At 73.2% G+C, this 17,470-nt stretch carries 13 protein-coding genes and 2 pseudogenes; 6 read left to right on the top strand and 9 right to left on the bottom strand.

Annotated features, from left to right (window positions below):
- Positions 1–310: pseudogene (locus tag K7G60_RS35565) on the top strand (ABC transporter ATP-binding protein); the annotation flags it as partial.
- The gene (locus tag K7G60_RS35560) at positions 310–2,235 is read left to right on the top strand and encodes an ABC transporter ATP-binding protein (protein WP_225805092.1); all 1,926 of its coding nucleotides are present in this window, start codon (positions 310–312) and stop codon (positions 2,233–2,235) included. The pseudogene K7G60_RS35565 and the gene K7G60_RS35560, both read left to right, overlap by 1 nt.
- Before the next feature lie 68 nt (positions 2,236–2,303).
- On the opposite strand, the gene K7G60_RS35555 is transcribed toward K7G60_RS35560, so the two are convergent.
- From K7G60_RS35555 to K7G60_RS35535, 5 genes are all read right to left on the bottom strand, one after another.
- Positions 2,304–3,383, bottom strand: a complete 1,080-nt coding sequence (locus tag K7G60_RS35555) for an RNA polymerase sigma factor (protein WP_374115733.1) — start codon at positions 3,381–3,383, stop codon at positions 2,304–2,306.
- Between the two features lie 57 nt (positions 3,384–3,440).
- Positions 3,441–5,330: a DNA primase gene (gene dnaG / locus K7G60_RS35550; RefSeq protein WP_225805091.1), complete on the bottom strand. Its 1,890-nt coding sequence runs from the start codon at positions 5,328–5,330 to the stop codon at positions 3,441–3,443.
- 29 nt (positions 5,331–5,359) lie between these two features.
- Positions 5,360–6,619 carry an FAD-dependent oxidoreductase gene (locus tag K7G60_RS35545; RefSeq protein WP_225805090.1) on the bottom strand — a complete coding sequence of 420 codons (1,260 nt, stop codon included), beginning with the start codon at positions 6,617–6,619 and terminating at the stop codon, positions 5,360–5,362.
- A gap of 125 nt (positions 6,620–6,744) precedes the next feature.
- Positions 6,745–8,061: a deoxyguanosinetriphosphate triphosphohydrolase gene (locus tag K7G60_RS35540; RefSeq protein WP_225805089.1), complete on the bottom strand. Its 1,317-nt coding sequence runs from the start codon at positions 8,059–8,061 to the stop codon at positions 6,745–6,747.
- Between the two features lie 35 nt (positions 8,062–8,096).
- Positions 8,097–9,017, bottom strand: coding sequence for a sirohydrochlorin chelatase (locus K7G60_RS35535; protein WP_225805088.1), 921 nt, complete (start codon positions 9,015–9,017; stop codon positions 8,097–8,099).
- A 231-nt stretch (positions 9,018–9,248) separates the two neighbouring features.
- Here K7G60_RS35535 and K7G60_RS35530 point away from each other — a divergent pair, with 231 nt between their 5' ends.
- A complete protein-coding gene (locus tag K7G60_RS35530) occupies positions 9,249–10,082 on the top strand; it encodes a class II glutamine amidotransferase (protein ID WP_225805087.1) in 834 nt (277 codons plus the stop codon).
- Positions 10,083–10,101: 19 nt separating this feature from the next.
- Here the strand turns inward: K7G60_RS35530 and K7G60_RS35525 are convergent, their stop codons facing one another.
- Entirely contained in the window at positions 10,102–10,803 is a 702-nt protein-coding gene (locus K7G60_RS35525; protein ID WP_225805086.1) for a hypothetical protein, read from the bottom strand.
- 74 nt (positions 10,804–10,877) lie between these two features.
- On the opposite strand from K7G60_RS35525, the gene K7G60_RS35520 reads away from it, so the two are divergent.
- From K7G60_RS35520 to K7G60_RS35510, 3 genes are all read left to right on the top strand, one after another.
- Entirely contained in the window at positions 10,878–11,600 is a 723-nt protein-coding gene (locus tag K7G60_RS35520) for an aquaporin (RefSeq protein ID WP_225805085.1), read from the top strand.
- Positions 11,601–11,637: 37 nt separating this feature from the next.
- A complete protein-coding gene (locus tag K7G60_RS35515) occupies positions 11,638–12,327 on the top strand; it encodes a vancomycin high temperature exclusion protein (protein ID WP_225805084.1) in 690 nt (229 codons plus the stop codon).
- A 141-nt stretch (positions 12,328–12,468) separates the two neighbouring features.
- Positions 12,469–14,571, top strand: coding sequence for a molybdopterin oxidoreductase family protein (locus K7G60_RS35510; RefSeq protein WP_225805083.1), 2,103 nt, complete (start codon positions 12,469–12,471; stop codon positions 14,569–14,571).
- Between the two features lie 2 nt (positions 14,572–14,573).
- Here the strand turns inward: K7G60_RS35510 and cutA are convergent, their stop codons facing one another.
- The 3 genes and pseudogenes from cutA to K7G60_RS35495 form a co-directional block, all read right to left on the bottom strand.
- Positions 14,574–15,293, bottom strand: a complete 720-nt coding sequence (gene cutA, locus K7G60_RS39305) for a divalent cation tolerance protein CutA (protein ID WP_225805082.1) — start codon at positions 15,291–15,293, stop codon at positions 14,574–14,576.
- Positions 15,290–17,164 (bottom strand): ABC transporter ATP-binding protein, encoded by a 1,875-nt coding sequence (locus K7G60_RS35500; protein WP_225805081.1) that lies wholly within the window; start codon positions 17,162–17,164, stop codon positions 15,290–15,292. Before K7G60_RS35500 ends, cutA begins: the two co-directional genes overlap by 4 nt.
- Positions 17,161–17,470, bottom strand: a pseudogene (locus K7G60_RS35495) (ABC transporter ATP-binding protein); the annotation flags it as partial. The pseudogene K7G60_RS35495 and the gene K7G60_RS35500, both read right to left, overlap by 4 nt.

Below are 17,470 nucleotides of genomic sequence, written 5' to 3'. Positions count from 1 at the left end.
ACAGCGGCAGCGCCTCGCCATCGCGCGGACGCTCGTGCAGCGGCCGGAGATCTACCTCTTCGACGACTCCTTCTCCGCGCTCGACTACGAGACGGACGCCCTGCTCCGGGCCGCGCTGGCCCGGGAGACGGCGGACTCGACCGTGGTGATCGTCGCCCAGCGCGTGTCGACCATCCGGGACGCCGACCGGATCGTCGTCCTCGACGAGGGCCGTGTCGTGGGCACCGGACGGCACCGTGAGCTGATGGCGGAGAACGAGACGTACCGGGAGATCGTGCTCTCCCAGCTGACCGAGGCGGAGGCAGCCTGATGGCCGGTCCTGGCGGACGCATGATGATGGGCCAGTCCGGTGAGCGGTCCATGGACTTCAAGGGCTCGGGCAAGCGGCTGCTGAGGCAGCTGGCGCCCGAGCGCGGCACGCTCTGGCTGATGCTGGTCGCCGGCGTGCTGTCGGTGGCGGCCTCCGTGGTCGGGCCGAAGATCCTCGGCAGGGCGACGGACCTGATCTTCGCGGGTGTCGTCGGGCGGAACATGCCCGAGGGCGTCACGAAGGCGCAGGCCCTGGAGAAGCTCCGCGCGGACGGCGACAGCGGCATGGCCGACATGCTGTCCGGGGTCGACTTCACCCCCGGTCAGGGGATCGACTTCGGCGCGGTCGGCGGGGTCCTGCTGTGGGTCCTGGCGATCTACGTGGCGGCGGGCCTGCTGATGCTGGTCTCCACCCGCATGTCGATCAAGGTGATCAACCGGACGGTCTACCGGATGCGGGAGGACGTCCAGACGAAGCTGGCGCGGCTCCCCCTCTCGTACTTCGACAAGGCGAAGCGCGGCGAGGTGCTGTCCCGGGCGACCAACGACATCGACAACATCTCGCAGACGCTCCAGCAGTCGATGGGCCAGCTGATCAACTCGCTGCTCACGATCGTCGGCGTGCTCGGGATGATGTTCTGGATCTCGCCGCTGCTGGCGCTGGTGGCGCTGGTGACGGTGCCGGTCTCGGTGTTCGTCGCGGCGAGGATCGGCAAACGCTCGCAGCCGCACTTCGTGCAGCAGTGGAAGTCCACGGGCGCGCTCAACGCGCACGTGGAGGAGATGTACACCGGGCACGGCCTGGTGAAGGTCTTCGGCCGGCAGGAGGAGTCCGCGAGGGACTTCCGCGAGCAGAACGAGGCGCTGTACGAGGCCGGGTTCAGGGCGCAGTTCAACAGCGGTGTGATGCAGCCGGTGATGTTCTTCGTCTCGAACATCAACTACGTCCTGGTGGCCGTGGTCGGCGGCCTGCGGGTGGCGACCGGCAACCTGTCCATCGGTGACGTGCAGGCCTTCATCCAGTACTCGCGCCAGTTCTCGATGCCGCTGACGCAGGTCGCGTCGATGGCGAACCTGGTGCAGTCCGGTGTCGCCTCGGCGGAGCGGATCTTCGAGCTGCTCGACGCGGAGGAGCAGGAGCCGGACGCGCCCACGAGCGAGAAGCCGGTGGACCTCAAGGGCAAGGTGGCCCTGGAGGACGTCTCCTTCCGTTACGAGGAGGACAAGCCGCTCATCGAGGGCCTGTCGCTCGCGGTGGATCCGGGGCAGACGGTCGCGATCGTCGGCCCGACCGGTGCCGGCAAGACGACCCTGGTGAACCTGCTGATGCGGTTCTACGAGGTGACGGGCGGCCGGATCACCCTGGACGGGGTGGACATCGCGAAGATGTCCCGCGAGGAGCTGCGGAAGGGCATCGGCATGGTCCTCCAGGACACCTGGCTCTTCGGCGGCACCATCGCGGACAACATCGCGTACGGCGCCACGCGGCCGGTGACCCGGGCCGAGGTCGAGGAGGCGGCGCGCGCCGCGCACGCCGACCGGTTCATCCGGACCCTGCCCGAGGGGTACGACACGGTGATCGAGGACGACGGGGCGGGGGTCAGCGCGGGCGAGAAGCAGCTGATCACCATCGCGCGGGCGTTCCTGTCCGACCCGGTGATCCTCGTCCTGGACGAGGCGACCAGCTCGGTCGACACCCGCACCGAGGTCCTCATCCAGAAGGCGATGGCCCGGCTCGCGGCCGGCCGGACCTCGTTCGTGATCGCCCACCGGCTCTCCACGATCCGGGACGCGGACGTGATCCTGGTGATGGAGAACGGCTCGATCGTCGAGCAGGGCACGCACGAGGAGCTGTTGTCGTCCGGCGGGGCCTACGCCCGGCTGTACGCGGCGCAGTTCGCGCAGGCGGTCGCCGAGGTCGACTGACCCGTCGACCGGCCTCGCCGTGGCCCGTGTCGCGTCACGTGCGGCACGGGCCGCTTCGCGTGGAGTCCCTAGTCCAGGTAGCCGCGCAGCTGGTCCGCGTAGGCGTGGTCCCGCAGTTTGTTGAGGGTCTTGGACTCGATCTGGCGGATGCGTTCGCGCGTCACGCCGAAGATGCGGCCTATCTCCTCCAGGGTGCGGGGCCTGCCGTCGTCGAGGCCGTAGCGGAGCTGGACGACCTTGCGTTCGCGTTCGCCGAGGGTGGAGAGGACGTCCTCCAGGTGGCGGCGGAGCAGCAGGAAGGCGGCGGACTCGACGGGTGAGGCGGCGTCGCCGTCCTCGATGAGGTCGCCGAGGGCGACGTCCTCCTCCTCGCCGACGGGGGCGTGCAGGGAGACGGGTTCCTGGGCGAGGCGGAGGACCTCGCCGACCCGTTCGGGAGCCAGGTCCAGCTGGGCGGCGACCTCTTCGGCGGTGGGTTCGTAGCCGCGCTCCTGGAGCATCCGGCGCTGGACGCGGATGACGCGGTTGATGAGCTCGACGACGTGCACGGGGACGCGGATGGTCCGGGCCTGGTCGGCGAGGGCCCGGGACATGGCCTGGCGGATCCACCAGGTGGCGTACGTGGAGAACTTGTAGCCGCGTGCGTAGTCGAACTTCTCGACGGCCCTGATGAGGCCGAGGTTTCCCTCCTGGACGAGGTCGAGCATGGTGAGGCCGCGGCCCACGTACCGTTTGGCGACGGAGACGACGAGGCGGAGGTTGGCCTCGATGAGCCTGCGCTTGGCGATCCGGCCGAGGACGACGAGCCGGTCCAGGTCGATCGCCAACTGCGTGTCCAGATCGGGGGTGTTGGCGAGTTTCTCCTCGGCGAAGAGCCCGGCCTCGACGCGGCGGGCGAGTTCGACCTCCTCCTCGGCGCTGAGCAGCGGGATGCGGCCGATCTCGCGCAGGTACTGGCGGAAGAGGTCGGAGGAGGGGCCGTTGCCGCCGAGGTCGCCGGTGCGGCGGCGCTGGACGGGTATCTCCGGCAGCTCGTCCGGCTCGCCGGGGGACGGTTCCTGCGACACGGTCCGGGTCTCGGTCTGCACGGCGGGCGACCTCCAGGAGGGGCGGAACGACACCGTCACCCAGTGTGGGGTACGACACATCGCCGCCACGAGGGGCGTGCGGTGACTTTTTGAGACCGGGGCGTGACCGAACGTGTGTCAGAGGGCCGCGGCGCCGTTGTTCCGGAGGGACTGCCCGTACTGGGTGAGGACCCACAGCTCGTTCTGCACGGCGGCGAGCCGCTCGGGGTCGCCGTTCGGGCCGAGCCGGGCCAGGGTGCCCTGGACCTCGCGGATGCGGCGGTCGACGGCGCGGAGCCGGACGGTGACGAGCTGGTCGCCGGCGTAGGCCTCGTCGACGGTCTTGGCGAAGATCGTCTCGACGGCGAGTTCGGTGACGAGGGCGCGGACCGAGTCGTTGGGGGCGGCCTCGCGGACGGCGTCGAGGTAGTCGGAGGGGGCGCCGGTGGCGCCGCCCGCGTCCTGGATGCACTGCCGGACGGCGGCGTAGGGCGGGGCGGTGAACTCGTCGACGCCGTACGCGTCGAAGGCCGGGGAGACCAGTTCGGGCCGCTGGAGGGCGAGCTTGAGGAGCTCCCGCTCGGTGCGGTGGGCGGGGCTGCGCAGGTTGAGCGCGGGGCCCGGGGCGGCGGCCGCCGGGGCGGGGGTGTCGTACGTCCGCTGGGGCTGCTGCCGGCCGGGGCCGCGCTCGCCGCCCTGCCGCTGCCAGCGGGCGATCTGGGCGACCCGCCGGACCACGAACTGGGTGTCGAGGATGCCGAGCATGCCGGCGAGCTGGACGGCGACCTCGTGCTGGGAGGCGATGTTCTTGATCTTCGCGACGACGGGTGCGGCCTCGTCGAGGGCGGCGGCGCGTCCCGCCGGGGTCTCCAGGTCGTACCGCGTCACGATCTGGCGGAGGGCGAACTCGAAGAGCGGGGTGCGGGGCTGGACGAGGTCGACGACGGCCTCGTCTCCCTTGGCGAGGCGGAGGTCGCAGGGGTCCATGCCGTCGGGGGCGATGGCGATGTACGTCTCGGCGGCGAACTTCTGGTCGTCCTCGAAGGCGCGCAGGGCGGCCTTCTGGCCGGCGGCGTCGCCGTCGAAGGTGAAGATGACGCGAGCCGAGCCGTTGTCCATGAGGAGCCGGCGGAGGATCTTGATGTGGTCGCCGCCGAAGGCGGTGCCGCAGGTGGCGATGGCGGTGGTGACGCCGGCGAGGTGGCAGGCCATGACGTCGGTGTAGCCCTCGACGACGACGGCCCGGCTGATCTTGGCGATGTCCTTCTTGGCCAGGTCGATGCCGTAGAGCACCTGGGACTTCTTGTAGATCGGCGTCTCGGGCGTGTTGAGGTACTTGGGCCCGTTGTCGTCGTCGCGGAGCCTGCGCGCGCCGAAGCCGACGATCTCGCCGCCGACGTCCTTGATCGGCCACATCAGGCGGCCGCGGAAGCGGTCGATGGGGCCGCGGCGGCCGTCCTGGGAGAGGCCGGAGAGGATCAGTTCCTTGTCGGAGAAGCCCTTGCCGCGCAGGAAGCGGGTGAGGTGGTCCCAGCCGGCCGGGGAGTAGCCGACGCCGAAGTGCTCGGCGGCGGCCTGGTCGAAGCCGCGCTCGGCGAGGAACTTCCGGCCGATCTCGGCCTCGGGCGAGCCGAGTTGGTCGGCGTAGAACTGGGCGGCGACCTTGTGGGCCTCGATCAGGCGGATGCGTTCGCCGCGCTGGTGGCCGGGGTTGTAGCCGCCTTCCTCGTACCGCAGGGTGATGCCCGCCTTCGCGGCGAGGCGCTCGACCGTCTCCGAGAAGGAGAGGTGGTCGATCTTCATCACGAAGGCGATGGTGTCGCCGCCTTCCTGGCAGCCGAAGCAGTGGAAGAGGCCCTTGCTGGGGCTGACCTGGAAGGAGGGCGACTTCTCGTCGTGGAAGGGGCAGAGGCCCTTGAGGTTGCCGCCGCCCGCGTTGCGCAGCTGGAGGTACTCGGACACGACGGCATCGATCGGGACCGCGTCCCGTACCGCCTTCACGTCGTCATCGTTGATCCTGCCTGCCACGCATGAAGTCTACGTGGGGGCGGGGGTGATCAGATCAGGCTCTCCAGGGGTACGGAGGGGTCGGCGAGGGCCTCCGGGTCCACGGCCTTGCGGGTGCGGATGAGGTCCTGGATCGGGCCTGTGACGTCCCACACATTCACGTTCATCCCGGCGAGGACCCGGCCCTCCTTGAGCCAGAAGGCGATGAACTCGCGCTTGCCGGTGTCGCCGCGGACCACGACCTGGTCGTACGTGCCGGGCGGCGCCCAGCCGGAGTACTCCATGCCCAGGTCGTACTGGTCGGTGAAGAAGTAGGGCACCCGGTCGTACGAGACGTGCCGGCCGAGCATGGCGCGGGCGGCGGCCGGGCCGCCGTTGAGGGCGTTGGCCCAGTGCTCGACGCGGAGCCGGGTGTGCAGCAGCGGGTGGTGGGCGGCGGCCACGTCGCCGGCGGCGTGGATGTCGGGGTCGGAGGTGCGCAGGGACTCGTCGACGGCGATGCCACCGCCGTCGGCCCGGTCGACGAGGGCGAGTCCCGAGTTCTCGGCGAGGGCGGTACGGGGTGCGGCGCCGATCGCGGCGAGGACGGCGTGCGCCGGGTGCTCCTCGCCGTCGTCGGTGCGGACGGCGAGGACCATCCCGTCCTGGCCGACGATCTCGGTGAGCCGGGCGCCGAAGTGGAAGCGGACGCCGTGGTCGGTGTGCAGGTCGGCGAAGAGCTGGCCGAGCTCGGGGCCGAGGACCCGGTGCAGCGGGGTGGGGTCGGCCTCGACGACGGTGACCTCGGCGCCGTAGCCGCGGGCGGCGGCGGCGACCTCCAGGCCGATCCAGCCGGCGCCGGCGATCACCAGGTGGCCGTTGTCCCGGCCGAGGCCGGCGAGGACCTGGCGGAGCCGGTCGGCGTGGGCGAGCCGGCGCAGGTGGTGGACGCCGGCGAGCTCGGTGCCTGGGATGTCGAGGCGGCGCGGCTCGGCGCCGGTGGCGAGGAGCAGCTTGTCGTAGCGGATGACCGTGCCGTCGCCGAGGCGGACGGTGCGGGCCCCCCGGTCGACGGCGGTGACGGCCTGGCCGAGGTGGAGCTCGACGTCGTTCGCCGCGTACCAGGCGGCCTCGTGGACGAAGACGCTGTCGCGCTCCTTGGCGCCGGTGAGGTAGCCCTTGGAGAGCGGTGGGCGCTCGTAGGGGTGGTCGCGTTCGTCGCCGATGAGGATCACCCGGCCGTTGAACCCCTCGGCGCGGAGGGTCTCCGCCGCTTTGGCCCCTGCCAGGCCCCCGCCGACGATGACAAAGGTCTGATCTGCGTCGACCACGTCGTTTCCTCCTCGTTGCGACCGGTTCCAACCTACGCCCCCGGGCGTTCGTCCCGTCGTACCTCTCCGGGCCGTGCCTGCGAGGGTCCCGTACGGAGAGAGGTGACGGAAGAGGGCCTGTGGCCCTAGCGGGGGCTGCGGAGGCGGGCGTGGAGGGCTCGGGCGGAGGCGTCCGTGAGGTTGGCGATCTGGTCGACGAGGACGCGCTTGCGGGCCCGGTCGTCGCGGGCCGCGTCGAACGCGGCCCGGAACTGCGGTTCGAGGCCGTCGGGGGCGCGGGCGACGAGGGCCTCGGCGAGTTCGGCGACGACGATGCGCTGGTCGGCGCGGAGCGCCTCCTGCTCGGCGCGCTGCATCACGTACCGGTCGGCGACGGCCTTCAGGACCGCGCACTCGTTGCGGGTCTCGCGCGGGACGACGAGTTCGGCGCCGTAGCGGGTGAGGCGGCCGGAGCCGTGGGCCTGGCGGGTGGCGCCCTCGGCGGCGAGGCAGAAGCGGCCGATGAGCTGGCTGGTGGCGTCCTTGAGGCGGGCCTGGGCGACGGCCGAGCCGTCGTAGCCGTGCGGCCACCACTCCTGGTCGACGAGCCGGTCGAGGGCCTCGGCGAGCTCCTGCGGTTCGGTGTCCTCCGGTACGTAGCGGCCGACGGCGACCGCCCAGATGTCGGCGCGCTCGGGCTCGGCGAGGAGCATGTTCGGGTCGATGTGCCCGGCGTGCAGTCCGTCCTCGAAGTCGTGGACCGAGTAGGCCACGTCGTCGGACCAGTCCATGACCTGGGCCTCGAAGCACTTGCGGTGGGCGGGGGCGCCCTGCCGGATCCACTCGAAGACGGGCAGGTCGTCCTCGTACACGCCGAACTTCGGCGAACCGGGGTCCTCGGGGTGACCGCCGCGCGCCCAGGGGTACTTGGTGGCGGCGTCGAGGGCGGCACGGGTGAGGTTGAGCCCGACGCTGACGAGCTCCCCGTCGGCGTCCTTCACGAAGCGCTTCGGCTCGATGCGGGTGAGGAGCCGGAGCGACTGGGCGTTCCCCTCGAAGCCGCCGCAGTCCTTGGCGACGTCGTTGAGCGCCTGCTCGCCGTTGTGTCCGAAGGGCGGGTGGCCCATGTCGTGCGAGAGGCAGGCGGCCTCCACGAGATCGGGATCGCAGCCGAGGGCGGCGCCCAGTTCCCGGCCGACCTGGGCGCACTCCAGGGAGTGCGTGAGGCGGGTGCGGGGGCTGGCGTCCCAGGCGTGGCTCCTGGTGCCGGGGGTGACGACCTGCGTCTTGCCGGCGAGCCGGCGGAGCGCGGCGGAGTGCAGCACGCGGGCGCGGTCGCGCTGGAAGGCGGTGCGCCCGGGGCGCTTGTCGGGCTCGGCCGCCCAGCGCTGGGTCGCGGTCTCGTCGTATCCGGGGGTGTCGGTGATGTCTGCGCTGTCCTTGGTGTCCTCGATGCCTGCCATGCGTCGAAGGTAACCGGAGGGACCGACAGAAGAGCTCAGACGGCGGCGAGTTCCCGCAGGCGGGCCTTCTCGTAGCGGTGCAGGACCAGGCGCGCGAGGGCCGGGTGGGCGCCGAGCGGGTCCGACGCGATCCAGGGGGCGTCGGCGGCGGCGCGGGACGCGAACAGGCCGGGGGCGGTGAAGCAGGACGCGACGGCGACCCGGTGACGGCCCCGGGCGGCGAGCGCGCGGAGGGCCTCGGGGACGGTGGGCGCGGCGGCGGAGGCGTACGCGGGGACGACGGGGACGCCGCCGAGGCGCTCGCCGAGGAGGGCGGCGATCCGGTGGAGCACGGCGCGGGACCTGGGGTCGCGGGACCCGGCGGAGGCGAGGACGACGCCGTCCCCGGGGCCGGAGTCCCAGCCGCCCTCGACGAGCCGGCCGACGAGGGCCTCGACGAGGAGGGGGTGGGCGCCGAGCGGCTCCGCCACCCGTGCCCGGAGCGCGGGTGCGGCGGCGACGGCCGTCGGGAGGTCGTGGGTGACGTGGTGGCCGGGGGCGAAGAGGAGGGGGACGAGGACGACGTCCCGTCCTTCGGCGGCGAGTTCGGCGAGCGTGTCGTCGAGCAGCGGGGCGTTCAGCTCGATGTGCGCGAGGCGCACGTCGAGCCCGGGGCGCAGCTCGCGGACCCGGTCGAGGAGACCGGCGAGGGTGGCCCGGGCGCGGGGGTCACGACTGCCGTGGCCCACGGCGACGAGGGTGGGGGCGGGGGCGGCCGGAACGGGGGCGGCGGTGGCGGGCACGGCGCGGTTCTGTCCGGCGAGGGCGGGAACGTTCATCGGTGGGCATACCTCCTCGTCGTGCTTCCGCTGCCGACGGCCGTACGGACGCACCTGGGCCAGTTGGGCCCCGAGCTGTCCGGCGATCCTCACGAGCAGCCCGGCGGTGCTGGCGAACGTGCTGTCCGGCTCCGTCATGCGCCGATCCTGACGGGGGTGCGTTGCCTCGTCGTTTCCGGCGCGTGACGTGCCTTCGCCGCCCTCCTCACGTCCGCCCGGCCCCGTCTGTCGGCCTGTCGGCGCGGCCGCCTGGCCGGGCGTCCCGCCGGCGCCGATGTGGCACCCCCCGGGGAGGTCGCCGAGAATGGGAGGGCCGGACGGGGTGTGCGAGGCCGCCCGCCGATCCGGCAGGGACCCAGGTGATCACACATGTGCCGATGGCTCGCGTACCGGGGAACGCCGGTGCTGCTCGACGCCCTCCTGTACAGGCCGGCCCACTCCCTGATCGACCAGAGCCTGCACTCCAGACTCGGTGTGGAGACCACCAACGGTGACGGGTTCGGCGTCGGCTGGTACTCGGAGCACGACGACACCCCGGCGCTGATGAGGGACGTCGGCCCCGCCTGGAACAACCGGAACCTGCGGGAGCTGGCGGACCACGTCCGCTCCCCGCTGTTCTTCGCCCACATCCGGGCGTCGACCGGGACGGCCGTGCAGCAGTCGAACTGCCACCCGTTCCGGCACGGCCGCTGGATGTTCATGCACAACGGCGCCATCGCCGGGTTCCACCTCATGCGCCGCGAGCTCACCCTGCTCGTCGATCCCGAGCTCTACGACGGCATCGAGGGCACGACGGACTCCGAGGTGATGTTCTACCTGGCCCTCACCTTCGGCCTGGACCAGGACCCGCCCGCCGCCGTGGCGCGCATGGCGGGCGTCGTGGAACGGGTCGGCCGTGAGCACGGGGTGGAGTTCCCCCTCCAGATGACGCTCGCCCTCACCGACGGCGAGCGCCTCTGGGCCTTCCGCTACTCCAGCGCGCACGCCTCCCGCTCGCTGTTCTACAGCAGTCAGGTGGAGGCCCTGCGCAGGCTCCACCCCGACGTGGCCTTCCTCCGGGACATATCCGAGGAGACCCGCCTCGTCGTCTCCGAGCCCCTCGGCGACCTGCCGGGCGCCTGGAACGAGGTGCCGGAGAACAGTTACGGCGTCGTCCAGCCCGGCGCCGACGAGCTGCACCGTTTCGTGCCGGCGGCGGCGTGACGACGGGGAGGGGGGCCGGTCAGCCGGCCAGCCAGACGCGGAGGGGGGCGAGCTCCTCGAAGCCCGTGGCGAGGGCGGGTGTCAGGTCGTCGCCCGATTCGTAGCCGACGGCCGGGCGGTCGGCGGGGATCAGGCCCAGGGTGCCGGCCCACACGTGCGCCGGGTCCGTGCCGTCCGCGGCGAAGAGGTTCGAGACCCCCGTCACGCGGGTGCTCGTGCCGAGGACCGCTCCCCCGAGGATCCGGCCGTCCGGGCCGTGGCCCGCGATCACGGTCACCGTCGGGTCGGCGAGGAGCTCCGGGCGGAAGAGCGCCGCCTCGTCCGCGTCGCCGTCGCTCCAGGCGAGGGCCCAGGCCGCGAGCTCCTCCGGGGTGCGGACCGGGCGCCAGTCGCCGGTGGCGGCGGGGACCGGGAGTCCGGCCGGACGGTGGATCCAGCTCGCTTCGAAGAGGAGGCGGAAGCCCTCGGACGCCAGGTCGAGGCGGGCGTGGCTGTCCTTGACGGAGGCTCCCGGGGCGGAGCGGTCGATTCCGGTCAGGACGTCCCCGACGGTGGCGTCCGCCGTCAGTGTCACGGCGTCCGGGTAGTAGAGCGGGGTGCGGACGGCGCTGGTCCAGGCGCGGGGGCCGAAGGTGCCGGTGAGTCCGTGGGCGCGGCACATGGCCTGGCACCAGTCGGCGTTGTCGCGGACCGCGTCCCCGAGGACGTCGTCGATGATCATGCGCGGATCGTACGGGGCCTCACCCCCGCCCTCCCCTCTTTTTTCCTTCCGAATCACGGAATATCTTTTCCGTTATGAGAATGTCCCCGCCCGCGCTCCCCCGGCGCGCCGCAGCCGAGTTCATCGGCACCGCCGCCCTCGTCGCCGTCGTCGTCGGCTCCGGCATCCGCGCCGACTCCCTGAGCCAGGACACCGGCGTCCGGCTGCTCGCCAACGCCGCCGCGTCCGCCCTCGGCCTCGGCCTGCTGATCGCCCTCATCGGCCCGCTCTCCGGCGCCCACTTCAACCCCGTCGTGACGCTCTCCGAGTGGTGGTCGCGGCGCCACGAGGGCAAGGGGCGCGAGGTCCTCGCCTACATCGCCGCCCAGCTCTCCGGGGCCGTCACCGGCGCCCTGCTCGCCGAGGCGATGTTCGGGCGGACGCCCGGCTCCTGGGCCACCGAGCCGCGCGCGGCGCTCCACCTCCTCCTCGGCGAGGCCGTCGCCACCGCCGGGCTCGTCCTCGTCGTCCAGGGCCTGCGCCACATCGGCCGCCCCGCCCTCGCGCCCGTCGCGGTCGCCGGCTACATCGGCGCGGCGATCTGGTTCACCTCCTCCGGCTCCTTCGCCAATCCGGCGGCCACGCTGGGCCGCGCCTTCTCGGACTCCTTCACCGGCATCGCCCCCGCCTCCGTGCCCGCCTTCGCCGCCGCGCAGCTGCTCGGCATGCTGCTCGGGATGGGCCTCGCCGGTGTGCTGTACGGAACAAACAGGGCGTCCGGTGAACCGAACCCGGCCGGTGCGCGTCGGACGGGGTGACAGACCGCCACCGACTCCACGCCCCGGAGGTTCCCGCATGCCGGCACGGCTCACCCGGTTGATCCCCCGCACCACCCGGGCCCGCCGCCGCACCGTCCAGGCCGTGGTGCTGGGCGCCGTCCTCGCGCTCGCCCCGGCCACCTGGATGCAGACGGTCGCCGAGCCCCGGCTCCGTACCGTCGCCGACGTGCCCGCCCGGGACGTCGCCGTCGTCTTCGGCGCCGGCCTGTGGAAGGGGCGTCCGACCCCGTACCTCGCGCACCGCCTCGACACCGCCGCCGAGCTGTACCGGGCGGGCAAGGTCCGGGTCCTCCTCGTCACCGGCGACAACAGCCGGACCGCGTACGACGAGCCGAGCGCCATGCGCGCGTACCTCACCGCGCGCGGGGTGCCGGACGGGCGGATCGTCAGCGACTACGCGGGCTTCGACACCTGGGACTCCTGCGTCCGCGCCCGGAAGGTCTTCGGCGTCGACCGGGCCGTCCTCGTCACCCAGGACTTCCACATCAAGCGGGCCGTCGCGCTCTGCGGCCGGGCGGGCGTCGACGTGTACGGGGTCGGGGTCGCCGAACCCCACGACAGCACCTGGTACTACGGCACCACCCGCGAGCTCTTCGCGGCGGGCAAGGCCGCCCTCGACGCCGGCCTGCGCCCCGACCCGCGCTTCCTGGGCCCGGAGGAGAAGGGCGTGACGGAGGCACTGGCCTCGGCCACGGGCACGCGCTGACGAGGCCCCGGCCGGCACCCCCGCCCCGCTCCGCCCGGGACCCCCGCCTCACCCTCCGCGGGACGGCCCGCGGAGGGCATCGCACCGCGGCCGTAATACGCCACGCCGCCCCGCGTAACACGCCGGACGCATGCTGGCCGCATGTCCGACGCCGCCACCGTCCCCACCCACTGCCCCTACTGCGCCCTGCAGTGCGGCATGTCGCTCCGCCCCACCGGCGCCCCGGAGCTGCCCGCCGAGGTGGTCGAGCGGACCGACTTCCCCGTCAACCGGGGCGCGCTGTGCGGCAAGGGCCGCACCGCCCCCTCCGTACTCTCCTCCCGGGTCCGGCTCACCGAGCCCCTGGTCCGATGCCCTGACACAGGGGTCCTGGAGCCCGCTTCCTGGGAGGAGGCACTCGCCGCCGTCGCCGACGGGCTGCGCCGGACCCGCGCCGACCACGGTCCCGATGCCGTGGGGGTCTTCGGCGGCGGCGGCCTCACCAACGAGAAGGCGTACACGCTGGGCAAGTTCGCCCGGCTCGTCCTCGGCACCTCGCAGATCGACTACAACGGCCGCTTCTGCATGTCCTCGGCCGCCGCCGCGCACCAGCGGGCCTTCGGTCTCGACCGGGGGCTCCCCTTCCCGCTGGAGGACATCCCGAGGACGGGCTGCGTGATCCTCGTCGGCTCCAACCTCGCCGAGACCATGCCGCCCGCCCTGCGCTACCTCACGGAGCTGAAGGAGAACGGCGGCAGGCTGATCGTCGTCGACCCGCGCCGCACCCGCACCGCCGAGCAGGCCGACCTGCACCTCGCGCCGCGCCCCGGCACCGACCTCGCGCTCGCCCTCGGCATGCTGCACCTGGTGGTGGCCGAGGGGCGGGTGGACGAGGCGTTCGTCGAGGAGCGCACCGACGGCTGGGCGGAGGCGCGCGCCGGGGCCATGTCCCACTGGCCCGAGCAGGTCGAGCGGATCACCGGGGTGTCCGTGCCGCAGCTGCGGGAGGCCGTCGCCATGTTCTGCGACGCCGAGAACGCCATGGTGCTGACCGCGCGCGGCCCCGAGCAGCAGTCCAAGGGCACCGACACCGTCGGCGCCTGGATCAACCTCTGCCTCGCCACCGGCCGGGCCGGCCGGCCGCTGAGCGGCTACGGCTGCCTCACCGGCCAGGGCAACGGCCAGGGCGGCCGCGAGCACGGGCAGAAGGCCGACCAGCTGCCCGGCTACCGCAAGCTCGACGACCCGGCCGCCCGCGCGCACGTCGCCGGGGTGTGGGGCGTCTCGCCGGAGTCGCTGCCGGGACCCGGGCGGAGCGCGTACGAGCTGCTCGACGCGCTCGGCGGGGACGTCAGGGCCCTGCTCCTCATGGGCTCCAACCCGGTGGTGTCGGCGCCGCGCGCCGCGCACGTCGAGGAGCGGCTGCGGTCGCTCGACTTCCTCGCCGTCGCGGACGTGGTGCTCTCCGAGACCGCCGAACTCGCCGACGTCGTCCTGCCCGTGACGCAGTGGGCGGAGGAGACCGGCACCATGACCAACCTGGAGGGCAGGGTGCTGCTGCGCCGCCGCGCCCTCACCCCGCCCGGGGGCGTCCGCAGCGACCTGGAGGTGCTGCACGCCCTGGCCGGGCTGCTCGGCTGGGAGAAGGGCTTCCCGACCGACCCGGAGGAGGTCTTCGAGGAGCTGCGCCGCGCCTCGGCAGGCGGGCCCGCCGACTACGCGGGCATCAGCTACCGGCGGATCGAGGAGGAGCGGGGCGTCTTCTGGCCCTGCCCGGACGAGGAGCACGCGGGCACTCCGCGCCTCTTCCTCGACCGGTTCGCGACGGCGGACGGGCGGGCCCGGTTCGTGCCGGTGGTGCACCGGGCGGCGGCCGAGGAGACGGACGCCGACTACCCGGTCGTGCTGACCACCGGCCGGGTCGTGTCCCAGTACCAGTCGGGGGCGCAGACCCGGCGGGTCGAGGAGCTGAACGCGGCGGCGCCCGGCCCCTTCGTGGAGCTCCACCCCCGGCTCGCCGAGCGGCTCGGGGTCGCCGAGGGCGAGGCGCTGGCGGTGGTCTCGCGGCGCGGGCGGGCCGTCGCCCCGGCGCGGATCACGGCGTCGATCCGGCCGGACACCGTCTTCATGCCGTTCCACTGGTACGGGGAGGGGCGGGCCAACACGCTGGTGAACCCGGCGCTCGACCCGGTCTCGCGGATGCCCGAGTTCAAGGTGTGCGCGGTGCGCCTGGAGCGGGTCGCCGCCGCGGGGCTCGGGGCCTGACCCTACGGCCGGTCGAACCAGTCGCCGCTCTCGATGACCGGGCCGAGGGGCGCGTCCGGGGCCGCCAGGAACACCCAGGCGGACACCCGCGCCCCGTCCCGTACCCGTACGACGTCCATGGCCACCCGCTCGTATCCGACGGGCAGCTCCAGGCGGTCGAGCAGGCCGAACAGTTCGCCGTAGTCGCCGGGCGAGGGCGTCAGGAGCGTGCCGACGACCTTGCCGCCGTCCGCCGGGACGACGTACGGATAACCGGGTCCGTCGTGCAGGACCGCCCCGTGCAGCACGGCGTCCGCCTCGGTGCCGATGCGGCCGGCGAGGAAGCGGTCGTGGTTGTACGCGCCCGGGCGCAGCGTCCCGTACACGAAGAACGGCCGCTCCTCGGGCGCCGGGGCCTCGATCTCCGCGGCCGCCGAGGTCTCCTCCTCGACCCAGCGGGCGTAGCGCTCGTTGACCCGGGTCACGCGGGTGGCGAGGATCTCGGGCGTCTCGTAGTCGTGGGCGGCGCGGAGGTGCGCCTCCAGGGCCTGGTAGCGGGCCTCGGTGGTCTTGAACACCACCTCCCACTCCTCGGAGGTCTCGATCGCGCCCCGCCAGTGGAAGACGGAGGTGACGGGTCCCGAGATCTGCGCGCAGGCGGCGAGCCGGGCCTCGACGGCGCCGCGCGCCAGGGCGTCGGCCTTCGCGCGCGCGTCGGTGGTGGTGCGGACGGTGACGATCACGTCTCCACCGTACGGGCGAACTGGGCGGCGTGCAGCCGGGCGTAGGCCCCGCCGGTGGCGAGGAGTTCCTCGTGGGTGCCCTGTTCGGCGATCGAGCCGCCCTCCATCACCAGGATGGTGTCGGCGTCCCGGATCGTGGAGAGCCGGTGGGCGACGACGAAGCTGGTGCGGCCCGCGCGCAGGGAGGCCATGGCCTGCTGGACGAGGAGCTCGGTGCGGGTGTCGACGGAGCTGGTGGCCTCGTCGAGGACGAGGATCACCGGGTCGGCGAGGAAGGCGCGGGCGAGGGTGATCAGCTGCTTCTCGCCGGCGCTGAGGCCGCCGCCGTCCTCGTCGAGGACGGTGTCGTACCCGGCGGGCAGGGTGCGGACGAACCGGTCGGCGCGGGCGGCCTCCGCGGCGGCGACGATCCGCTCGCGGGAGACCTCCCCGGGGGCTCCGTAGGCGATGTTGTCGGCGATGGTGCCGCCGAAGAGCCAGGTGTCCTGGAGGACCATGCCGGTGGCGGAGCGCAGTTCCTCCCGGGTCATCGCGGCGGTGTCGACGCCGTCGAGGGTGATCCGGCCTCCCGTCACCTCGTGGAAGCGCATGAGCAGGTTGACCAGGGTCGTCTTGCCGGCGCCGGTGGGGCCGACGATGGCGACGGTCTGTCCCGGCTCCACCGTGAGCGACAGGTCCTCGATGAGCGGCTTGTCCTCCTCGTAGCGGAAGGCGACCTTCTCGAAGGAGACCCGGCCGCGGAGTTCGGCGGGTCTGCGGGGCGTGGTGGGCTCCGGGGACTCCTCCTCGGCGTCGAGGAGGTCGAAGACCCTCTCGGCGGAGGCCACTCCGGACTGGAGGAGGTTGGCCATGGCGGCGACCTGGGTGATCGGGCCGTTGAAGTCGTAGGAGTACTGGATGAAGGCCTGCACGTCGCCGACGGACAGGGTGCCGCTCGCCACCCGCAGGCCGCCGACCACGGCGATGGCGACGTAGTTCAGGTTGCCGACGAGGGTCAGCGCGGGCTGGATGAAGCCGGAGACGAACTGGGCGCGGAAGCTCGCCCGATAGAGCTCCTCGCCGAGCTCGTCGAAGCGGGCCACGGCCTCGGCGCGGCGGCCGAAGGCGACGACCTCGGTGTGGCCGGTGATCATCTCCTCGACGTGGCCGCCGAGCCGGCCGGTGACGGCCCACTGCTTCACGAACTGGGGCTGGGCGCGCTTGCCGACGAAGGCGGCGACGGCGATCGAGACGGGCACGGTGGCGAGGGCGACGAGGGCGAGCACAGGGGAGATCCAGAACATCATCACGAGGACGCCGGTCAGGGTGAGCAGGGCGCGCGTCATCTGGCTGAAGGCCTGCTGGAGGGTCTGGGTGATGTTGTCGATGTCGTTCGTGGTGCGGGAGAGGACCTCGCCGCGCGGCTGTCCGTCGAGGTGGGCGAGGGGCAGCCTGGCCAGTTTGTGCTGGGCCCGTTCGCGGAGCCGGTGCCCGGCCCGCTGGACGACGGTGGTGGCGGTCCGCAGCTGGACCCAGGTGAGGGCGGACGAGCCGGTGACGACGGCGACGGAGAGGGCGAGGATCCGGCCGACGGCCGCGAAGTCGACGCCGGCGGGGCCGGTGGCTCCGGTGATCACGAGGTCGGTGGCGCGGCCGAGGAGGAGGGGGCCGAGGACGGAGAGGGAGACGGCGGCGGCGCCCGCGGCGAGGACGGCGAGGAGGAGGGCCCGGTCGGGGGCGAGGGTGCGCAGCAGACGGAGGCCGGAGGAGCGGAAGGAGAGGGAGCGTTCGAGGGAGGGGGTGGCGAGGCCGGGGCCGCGCTGGGGCGGGGGGCCGGTGCGGACGGGGACCTTCGGGGTGGCGGGGGCGCGGGTCGCGGTCGCCGTGCTCATGCGGCTTCCTCCTCGGTGAGCTGGGAGAGGACGATCTCCCGGTAGGTGGGGTTGTCCCGCATGAGGGACGTGTGGGTGCCGGTGCCGACGGTCCGGCCCCGGTCGAGGACGACGATCCGGTCGGCGTGCCGGATGGTGGAGACGCGCTGGGCGACGATGACGACGGTCGCGTCGGCGGTCTCCGCGCGCAGGGCGGTGCGGAGCCGGGCGTCGGTGCGCGGGTCGAGGGCGGAGAAGGAGTCGTCGAAGAGGTAGAGGCGGGGGCGGGCGACGAGCACGCGGGCGATGGCGAGGCGCTGCCGCTGC

The sequence above is a fragment of the Streptomyces sp. NK15101 genome (assembly GCF_020400725.1).
Taxonomy (GTDB): domain Bacteria; phylum Actinomycetota; class Actinomycetes; order Streptomycetales; family Streptomycetaceae; genus Streptomyces.
This window is presented reverse-complemented; position numbering and strand designations above follow the sequence as displayed.

Coding starts and splice junctions, on each gene's coding strand:
- K7G60_RS35515 (WP_225805084.1), top strand. CDS start 11,638: ATGCCGGCACGGCTCACCCGGTTGATCCCCCGCACCACCCGGGCCCGC.
- K7G60_RS35500 (WP_225805081.1), bottom strand. CDS start 17,164: ATGAGCACGGCGACCGCGACCCGCGCCCCCGCCACCCCGAAGGTCCCC.
- K7G60_RS35540 (WP_225805089.1), bottom strand. CDS start 8,061: ATGGCAGGCATCGAGGACACCAAGGACAGCGCAGACATCACCGACACC.
- K7G60_RS35520 (WP_225805085.1), top strand. CDS start 10,878: ATGAGAATGTCCCCGCCCGCGCTCCCCCGGCGCGCCGCAGCCGAGTTC.
- K7G60_RS35530 (WP_225805087.1), top strand. CDS start 9,249: ATGTGCCGATGGCTCGCGTACCGGGGAACGCCGGTGCTGCTCGACGCC.
- K7G60_RS35555 (WP_374115733.1), bottom strand. CDS start 3,383: ATGTGTCGTACCCCACACTGGGTGACGGTGTCGTTCCGCCCCTCCTGG.
- K7G60_RS35560 (WP_225805092.1), top strand. CDS start 310: ATGGCCGGTCCTGGCGGACGCATGATGATGGGCCAGTCCGGTGAGCGG.
- K7G60_RS35525 (WP_225805086.1), bottom strand. CDS start 10,803: ATGATCATCGACGACGTCCTCGGGGACGCGGTCCGCGACAACGCCGAC.
- K7G60_RS35510 (WP_225805083.1), top strand. CDS start 12,469: ATGTCCGACGCCGCCACCGTCCCCACCCACTGCCCCTACTGCGCCCTG.
- K7G60_RS35535 (WP_225805088.1), bottom strand. CDS start 9,017: ATGACGGAGCCGGACAGCACGTTCGCCAGCACCGCCGGGCTGCTCGTG.